This is a genomic window from Streptomyces sp. (genome assembly GCF_035563135.1).
GTDB lineage: Bacteria > Actinomycetota > Actinomycetes > Streptomycetales > Streptomycetaceae > Streptomyces.
This window is the reverse complement of sequence record NZ_DATMVN010000429.1, coordinates 1-7,950: the sequence shown is the minus strand read 5'-3', so window position 1 is coordinate 7,950 and position 7,950 is coordinate 1. Positions and strand designations below refer to the sequence as shown.

The 7,950-nt window shown below is 72.1% G+C and carries 5 protein-coding genes and 1 pseudogene; all 6 read left to right on the top strand.

Annotation, left to right across the window (positions count from 1 at the left end; genetic code table 11):
* A pseudogene (locus tag VN520_RS18875) lies at positions 1 to 256 on the top strand (DUF2797 domain-containing protein); the annotation flags it as partial.
* A gap of 139 nt (positions 257 to 395) precedes the next feature.
* The gene (locus VN520_RS18870) at positions 396 to 1,133 is read left to right on the top strand and encodes a response regulator transcription factor (RefSeq protein WP_325748092.1); all 738 of its coding nucleotides are present in this window, start codon (positions 396 to 398) and stop codon (positions 1,131 to 1,133) included.
* Positions 1,126 to 2,892 carry a HAMP domain-containing sensor histidine kinase gene (locus VN520_RS18865; protein WP_325748091.1) on the top strand — a complete coding sequence of 589 codons (1,767 nt, stop codon included), beginning with the start codon at positions 1,126 to 1,128 and terminating at the stop codon, positions 2,890 to 2,892. Before VN520_RS18870 ends, VN520_RS18865 begins: the two co-directional genes overlap by 8 nt.
* Before the next feature lie 25 nt (positions 2,893 to 2,917).
* Positions 2,918 to 4,234: a bifunctional glycosyltransferase family 2/GtrA family protein gene (locus tag VN520_RS18860; protein ID WP_325748090.1), complete on the top strand. Its 1,317-nt coding sequence runs from the start codon at positions 2,918 to 2,920 to the stop codon at positions 4,232 to 4,234.
* The gene (locus VN520_RS18855; protein ID WP_325748089.1) at positions 4,231 to 6,399 is read left to right on the top strand and encodes a glycosyltransferase family 39 protein; all 2,169 of its coding nucleotides are present in this window, start codon (positions 4,231 to 4,233) and stop codon (positions 6,397 to 6,399) included. Before VN520_RS18860 ends, VN520_RS18855 begins: the two co-directional genes overlap by 4 nt.
* A gap of 223 nt (positions 6,400 to 6,622) precedes the next feature.
* On the top strand, positions 6,623 to 7,950 hold a 1,328-nt coding region (locus VN520_RS18850; protein ID WP_325748088.1), incomplete at its 3' end, for a DHA2 family efflux MFS transporter permease subunit.

Genomic DNA, 7,950 nt, shown 5'->3' with positions numbered 1-7,950 from the left:
GGGGGTGTTCGGGCTCGCCGCTGCGGGACCGGCGGCGCGGGTGGTGACCGGGCTGGTGGACGGCGGTGCGGTGGCCGGGCGGCTGGTGGCGGCGGCCGGGCCCGATCTGCATCTGGAGACCGTGGACGCCGGGATCGTCGTGCTGGACACGCGGCTCGTCACCGGCTGGGACCTGGTGGGCGCCGGAGCGCGGGCGGGGATCAGCGTGCCGGTCATGGCCGTGGGGAGCGGTGGTGTGCAGGACGGGCTGTTCTGAGAACGACGACCGGTACGGCGCCGTACCGGTCGGTCCCGTACGCGTACGCCCGTGGCGCGAGCGGCCCGGCGGCGGGTTTCTCAGGGAATTCACAGCTAGGCGAAAGCTCTCTCTCACGGCCGTCTCACAGGCTTGAGCCATGACGACGATCTCGCCCCAGGGGCGTACAGAACTGCTGAGGTCCGACCGCAATCCCGTACGCGTCCTGGTCGTGGACGACGAGGCTCCGCTGGCCGAGCTGCTCTCCATGGCCCTGCGCTACGAGGGGTGGGAGGTGCGCAGCGCCGGGGACGGCGCGGGGGCCGTCCGCACGGCGCGCGACTTCCGTCCCGACGCGGTGATCCTCGACGTGATGCTCCCCGACATGGACGGGCTCGCCGTGCTCGGCAGGCTGCGGCGTGAGCTCAACGATGTGCCCGTGCTGTTCCTGACCGCGCGGGACGCGGTGGAGGACCGGATCGCCGGGCTCACCGCGGGCGGCGACGACTACGTCACCAAGCCGTTCAGCCTGGAGGAGGTCGTGGCGCGGCTGCGCGGACTCATCCGGCGCTCCGGCACGGCGTCCGTGCGCAGCGAGTCGACGCTCGTCGTCGGTGACCTGGTGCTGGACGAGGACAGCCACGAGGTGAGCCGGGGCGACGACTCGATCCATCTCACGGCGACCGAGTTCGAGCTGCTGCGCTTCCTGATGCGCAATCCGCGCCGGGTGCTGAGCAAGGCGCAGATCCTGGACCGGGTGTGGAACTACGACTTCGGGGGCCAGGCCAACGTCGTCGAGCTGTACATCTCCTACCTGCGCAAGAAGATCGACGCGGGGCGGACCCCGATGATCCACACCCGGCGCGGGGCCGGGTATCTGATCAAGCCCGGTGACTGACCCCGTGAGCGGGAGGAGCGCGCGCCGCCCCTGGACGCTGCGCACCCGGCTCGTCGTGTACGCGGTGACGCTCATCGCGGTCGTCGCGGCGGTGATCGGCTCGGTCACCGCCATCGCCTTCCGGAGCTACATGTACGGGAAGCTGGACGGCCAGCTGCACGACATCACCAGGCTGGCCGAGGCGCGTCCGCCGGGCGGCGGCACGATCACCCCGGGCGGCCCGGGGAGCGGGGACCCGCTGGACTTCGTCGGCAGGGGCGGCCCCGACACGGTCGGTGCCGTGGTCGCCGATGGTTCCGTCACCGTCTCGAAGGTGATGAACGGCCCGGACGCCCCGCAGAGCACCGAGGAGCTGACCGGTGCGCAGGAGGACGCCCTCGAAACCTCGGGGGTGACCCCGGACGGCGGGCCCCATGACGTCGAACTCCCCGGGCTGGGCAGCTACCGCGTCCAGGTCGTCCCGTCGAGCGAGGGGACGTCCGTCCTGGTCGGCATCCCCACGGCCGAGGTCGACAAGGCCGTCACCACGCTGATCCTCGTCGAGGTCTGTGTCACCGGCGCCGGGCTCATCGCCGCCGGTATCGCCGGTGCGGCGATGGTCGGTGTCGCGCTGCGTCCGCTGCGCAGGGTGGCCGCCACGGCGACCCGGGTCTCCGAACTCCCCCTGCACAGCGGCGAGGTCGCCCTGTTCGAGCGGGTCCCGGACGCCGAGGCCGATCCGCGCACCGAGGTCGGCCAGGTCGGCGCGGCCCTCAACCGGATGCTGGGGCACGTCGGTTCGGCCCTGGACGCGCGGCAGAAGAGCGAGACGCGGGTACGGCAGTTCGTCGCGGACGCCAGCCATGAGCTGCGCACCCCGCTCGCCTCGATCCGTGGTTACGCCGAACTGACCCGGCGCGGACGGGAATCCACCGGGCCCGACACCCGGCACGCCCTGGGGCGGATCGAGTCCGAGGCGGAGCGGATGACGGGCATGGTCGAGGACCTGCTCCTCCTGGCACGTCTCGACGCGGGACGGCCGCTCTCGTACGGGAGCACCGATCTCTCGCCGCTCGTCATCGACGCGGTGAGCGACGCACGTGTCGCGGACCGCGCCCCCGGCGGTAGCTCCGTCGGCGGTTCCGGGGCCGCTCATCACTGGCGGCTGGAGCTGCCCGAGGTGCCCGCGACGGTGCTCGCCGATCCGACGCGCATCCAGCAGGTGCTGGTCAACCTGCTCGCGAACGCCCGCACACACACCCCGCCGGGAACCACCGTCACGGTGCGCGTGCGCCGGGCGAGCAGGGAGCAGCCCTGGGTGACCCTGGAGGTCCAGGACGACGGGCCCGGCATCCCGGCGGAGCTGCAGCCCCGTGTCTTCGAACGGTTCGCGCGCGGCGATGCCTCACGCTCCCGGCACGCCGGGTCGACGGGGCTCGGTCTCGCCATCGTGCAGGCCGTCGTGACGGCGCACGGCGGATCGGCCGAGGTGCGGTCGGTGCCGGGCGACACGGTGTTCGCCGTCCATCTGCCGGCGGACGCGGTGTACGGGGAGCATGCGGACAGCTCCGCCGGGACTTCCGCCGACGGCCCTGTGACCATGGACGGCAACTCCGCCCACGCCTCTGCGGCGTACTCGGACGAGCGTCCCGCCCACGCCTCTGCGGCGTACTCGGACGAGCGTCCCGGTCACGCTTCTGCGGCGTACCCGGACGAGCGTCCCGGTCACGCTTCTGCGGCGTACTCACAGGCGGGCCACAGGCTCAGCACACAGAGATGACAGCGCGGTTGGCGAGTGTCGTGCCATGCGAACCGACACTCCTTGGAGCACCCTGCCGGCCCGGGAACACCTCCTGGCCACAGCGGTCGGCGCGGCCGGCGCTCCCGCTCCCGCACCCGTGCTCGACGTGGTGATCCCCGTGTACAACGAGGAGAAGGACCTCGAAACGTGCGTGCTGCGCCTGCACGACCATCTGGCGCGGACGTTCCCCTACGGCTTCCGGATCACCGTGGCGGACAACGCGAGCACCGACCGTACGCCGCAGGTGGCGGCCCGGCTCGCGGACCTCATTCCCGAGGTGCGGTCGTACCGGCTGGAGGAGAAGGGCCGGGGGCGGGCGCTGCGCACCGTCTGGTCCTGGTCGGACTCGCCGGTCCTCGCTTACATGGACGTGGACCTCTCGACCGACCTGAACGCGCTGCTCCCCCTGGTCGCGCCGCTGATCTCCGGTCATTCCGACCTGGCCATCGGTTCGCGTCTGGCCCGCAGTTCGCGGGTGGTGCGGGGTTCTAAGCGGGAGTTCATCTCGCGGGCCTACAACCTCATCCTGCGCTCCTCGCTGGCCGCCGGCTTCAGCGACGCCCAGTGCGGCTTCAAGGCCATACGGCGCGAAGTCGCGCAGCGGCTGCTGCCGATGGTCGAGGACACCGGATGGTTCTTCGACACCGAGATGCTGGTGCTCGCCGAGCGGGCCGGGCTGCGCATCCACGAGGTGCCGGTCGACTGGGTCGACGACCCGGACTCCACCGTGCACATCGTGAAGACCGCGACCGAGGACCTCAAGGGTGTCTGGCGGGTGGGCCGGGCCCTGGCCACCGGCGCCCTGCCGCTGGACCGGCTGGCGCGTCCCTTCGGGGACGACCCGCGCGACCGGGCCGTGCCCGGGGTGCCGCGCGGACTCGCCAGGCAGCTGGCCGGTTTCTGTGCCGTGGGCGTGCTCTCCACCCTGGTCTACCTCGTCCTGTACTCGCTCTTCCGGCTGGGCGTCGGGCCGCAGTTCGCCAACGCCGGGGCGCTCCTCGTGTCCGCCGTCGCCAACACGGCGGCGAACCGGAGGCTCACCTTCGGGGTGCGCGGCCGGGGCGGTGCCGTGCGCCATCAGGCACAGGGGCTCGTCGTCTTCGCGATCGGGCTCGCCCTCACGAGCGGTTCGCTCGCGGCCCTGGGCACGGCGTCCGCATCCGCGTCGCACGGTACGGAACTCGCCGTGCTGATCGCGGCCAACCTCGCGGCAACGGTGCTGCGGTTCCTGCTCTTCCGCGCCTGGGTCTTCCCCGACCGGCGCACCGGCCACCAGGACGCCCGCAAGGGGTCCGCACACGAACTGAGGAACGTCCGATGACCGCCGCCGCACACTCCGGCCACCTCCAGGCACCGCCCGGCCCCCCAGGGGCATCCGCGCACGCCGCGGGCACGCGGGAGCCGCTGTCACGGCGCCTCCTGCGGGGCCGGCCCGAGGACCCGCGCTGGGCGAGGCCCGCCTTCCTCGGCATGCTGCTGGTCATCGGGCTCGCGTACCTGTGGAATCTCAGTGCCTCCGGTTACGCCAACTCCTTCTACTCCGCCGCCGTACAGGCCGGCAGCCAGAGCTGGAAGGCCTTCTTCTTCGGTTCGCTGGACTCCGCGAACGCCATCACCGTCGACAAGCCCCCGGCCACGCTCTGGCCGATGGCCCTGTCGGTGCGGATCTTCGGCCTGAGCTCCTGGGCGATCCTCGCGCCCCAGGTGCTGATGGGCGTGGCCATGGCCGGTGTCCTCCACGCGGCCGTACGGCGCCGCTTCAGCGCCGCGGCCGGGCTGATCGCGATGGCGGTCCTCGCGCTGACCCCGGTCGCCGCGCTGATGTTCCGCTTCAACAACCCGGACGCGCTGCTCGCGCTGCTGATGACCGTCACCGTCTGCTGCGTGCTGCGCGCCCTGGAGGGCGGCCGGACGAAGTGGCTGGTCTGGGCGGGTGTCGCCGTGGGACTCGCGTTCCTGTCGAAGACCCTGCAGGCCTTCCTGATCCTGCCGCCCCTGGCCGTGCTGTACGCGGTGTGCGCGCCGGTGTCCGTGCGGAAGCGGTTCGGCCAGCTCGGCCTGGCGGCGCTGGCGGTGGTCGTCTCCGGCGGCTGGTGGGTGGCGATCGTCGAGCTGTGGCCCGCCTCCTCGCGGCCGTACATCGGCGGCTCGCAGAACAACTCCTTCCTGGAGCTCACCTTCGGCTACAACGGACTCGGCAGGATCAACGGCGAGGAGACCGGCAGCGTCGGTGGCGGTGGCGGCCAGGGCGGCGGATGGGGCGAGACCGGCATCGGCCGGATGTTCAACTCCGAGATCGGCGGCCAGATCTCGTGGCTGCTGCCCGCCGCGCTGATCCTGCTGGTCGCGGGCCTCTGGCTGACCTGGCGGGCGAAGCGGACCGACACGGCCCGTGCGGCGTTCCTCGCCTGGGGCGGTTCGCTGCTGATGACGGCTTTCGTCTTCAGCTTCATGGCCGGCATCTTCCACCAGTACTACACGGTGGCGCTGGCCCCTTACATCGCGGCGCTGGCCGGCATGGGCGCCACGGTCCTCTGGGAGGAACGGAGCAGGTGGTGGGCGGGTGCCGCGCTCGGCGTGACCGTCGCGGCGACGGCCGTGTGGTCGTACGTCCTGCTGGGGCGCACCCCGGACTACCACCCGTGGCTGCGCTGGGCCGTCCTCGTCGGCGGTCTGGCGGGGGCCGTCGGGCTGCTTCTCGCGGCGCGGCTGGGCCGGGTGTTCGCGCTGGGGGTGACGGGTCTGGGCCTCGCGGCGTCGCTGGCCGGGCCGACGGCGTACACGATCAGCACGCTGAACACCGGGCACCAGGGTTCGATCGTCACCGCGGGCCCGGCGGGCGCGAGCATGGGCGGTCCGGGCGGCGGCCGGGGCGGTGGTCCCGGTGGCGGTGAGCGACCCGGCGGCATGCAGCCCCCCGGACAGGGCACGCAGCAGGGCGGACAGGCCCCGGGCAACGCCCAGGGCACGCAGCAGGGCGGCGGCGGAGGCTTCCCCGGCGGGGGAATGCCGGGCCGGAACGGGCAGGGACAGGGACCGGGGCAGGCTCCCGGCGGGCAGCAGGGCGGCATGCCCGGCGGCAGTACGGGTGAAGGCGGCATGGGCGGTGGCGGCATGGGCGGACTGCTCAACGGCGCATCCGTCAGCTCCGGGGCCACGACGCTCCTGAAACAGGACGCCGACGCCTACACCTGGGCCGCCGCTGCCATCGGTTCGCAGAACGCCGCGAGTTACCAGCTCGCCACCGGCGACCCGGTGATGGCGATCGGCGGATTCAACGGCAGCGACCCGTCACCGACGCTCGCCCAGTTCAAGGAGTACGTCCAGGACGGCAGGATCCACTACTTCGTCCCGGGCGGCGGCATGGGCGGCGGCATGGGTGGCGAAGGTTCCTCGTCCCAGATCTCGACGTGGGTGGAGGAGAACTTCAAGGAGGTCACGGCGGGAAGCGCGACCTTCTACGACCTCACCCAGCCGAAGAGCTGAGCCCGGCGCCGACGGGACAGCGCTGACAGCACGGCCCCGGCAGCGCGGCCCCGGCAGAGCGGCGAGGGCAGGGCGGCGGCCCCGGAGCACAGGCTCCGGGGCCGCCGCCCTGCCGTGTTCCGGCGCTGACCGCCTTAAGTGTTGTACGGCGTACAGGAAGTGCCTTACGGTGTATGGGTGCATCTCCCTTACACCGTACAAGTGCATTGGAACAGGAGTACGCATGACGGCGACCGCCGCCGAGCAGCACGGCCTCACGCCTCCGGGCGCCCATGCGCGGCGCTGGCTGATCCTCGGGGTCATCTGCCTCGCCCAGCTCACCGTGCTGCTCGACAACACCGTCCTGAACGTGGCGATCCCCTCGCTCACCGCGGATCTCCACGCCTCCACCGCCGATGTGCAGTGGATGATCAACGCCTACGCGCTCGTCCAGTCCGGACTGGTGCTCACGGCGGGCAGCGCCGCCGACCGCTACGGCCGCAAGAAGATGCTGGTCACGGGTCTCGTGCTGTTCGGTCTGGGCTCGCTGGCGGCGGGGCTCGCGCAGTCCTCCGGGCAGCTGATCGCCGCCCGTGCGGGGATGGGGGTCGGAGGCGCGCTCCTGATGACGACCACCCTCGCCGTCGTGGTGCAGATCTTCGACGAGACCGAACGCGTCAAGGCGATCGGCATCTGGTCCACCGTCAGCTCCCTGGGTTTCGCGTCCGGTCCGCTGATCGGCGGGGCGATGCTGAACCACTTCTGGTGGGGTGCGATCTTCCTGGTCAACATCCCCGTGGCGGCCGTCGGCATGATCGCGGTCGTCCGGCTCGTCCCGGAGTCCAGGAATCCCCGGGGAGAGCGCCCCGACCTCGTCGGAGCGGTGCTCTCCACCGCCGGGATGGCGTCCGTGGTGTACGCGATCATCTCCGGCCCGGAGCACGGCTGGGGTTCCGGCCCCGTCCTGCTGACCGCCTTCGCCGGGGCCGCCGTCCTCACCGGGTTCGTCCTGTGGGAGATCCATGTCCCCCACCCCATGCTGGACATGCACTTCTTCCGCAACCAGAGGTTCACCGGCGCGGTCGCCGGCGCGATCCTGGTCGCCTTCGGGATGACGGGCTCGCTCTTCCTGCTCACCCAGCACCTGCAGTTCGTCCTCGGCTACGAGCCGCTGGAGGCCGGGCTGCGTACGGCTCCGCTCGCCCTCACCGTCGTCGCGCTCAACCTCCCGGGGCTCGGCGCCCGGCTCGTGGGGAAGACGGGCACCCCCGCCGCCATCGCCATCGGGATGAGCCTGCTGGCCGCGGGTCTCGGAGCGATCGCGCTGCTGGGCGGGCGGGACTACAGCGGCATGCTGTTCGGCCTGATCGTCATGGGGGCGGGGGTCGCGCTCGCCATGCCCGCGATGGCGAACGCGATCATGAGCGCCATCCCGCCCGAGAAGGCAGGTGTGGGCGCCGGGGTGAACGGCACCCTGGCCGAGTTCGGCAACGGCCTCGGGGTCGCCGTGCTCGGAGCCGTGCTCAACTCCCGCTTCGCCGCGCTCGTACCGGGCGTCACCGGGGCCGCGTC

What these genes read in the sequence shown, in the direction of transcription:
- VN520_RS18870 (WP_325748092.1), top strand. Translation starts at nt 396, where the DNA reads ATGACGACGATCTCGCCCCAGGGGCGTACAGAACTGCTGAGGTCCGAC.
- VN520_RS18860 (WP_325748090.1), top strand. Translation starts at nt 2,918, where the DNA reads ATGCGAACCGACACTCCTTGGAGCACCCTGCCGGCCCGGGAACACCTC.
- VN520_RS18855 (WP_325748089.1), top strand. Translation starts at nt 4,231, where the DNA reads ATGACCGCCGCCGCACACTCCGGCCACCTCCAGGCACCGCCCGGCCCC.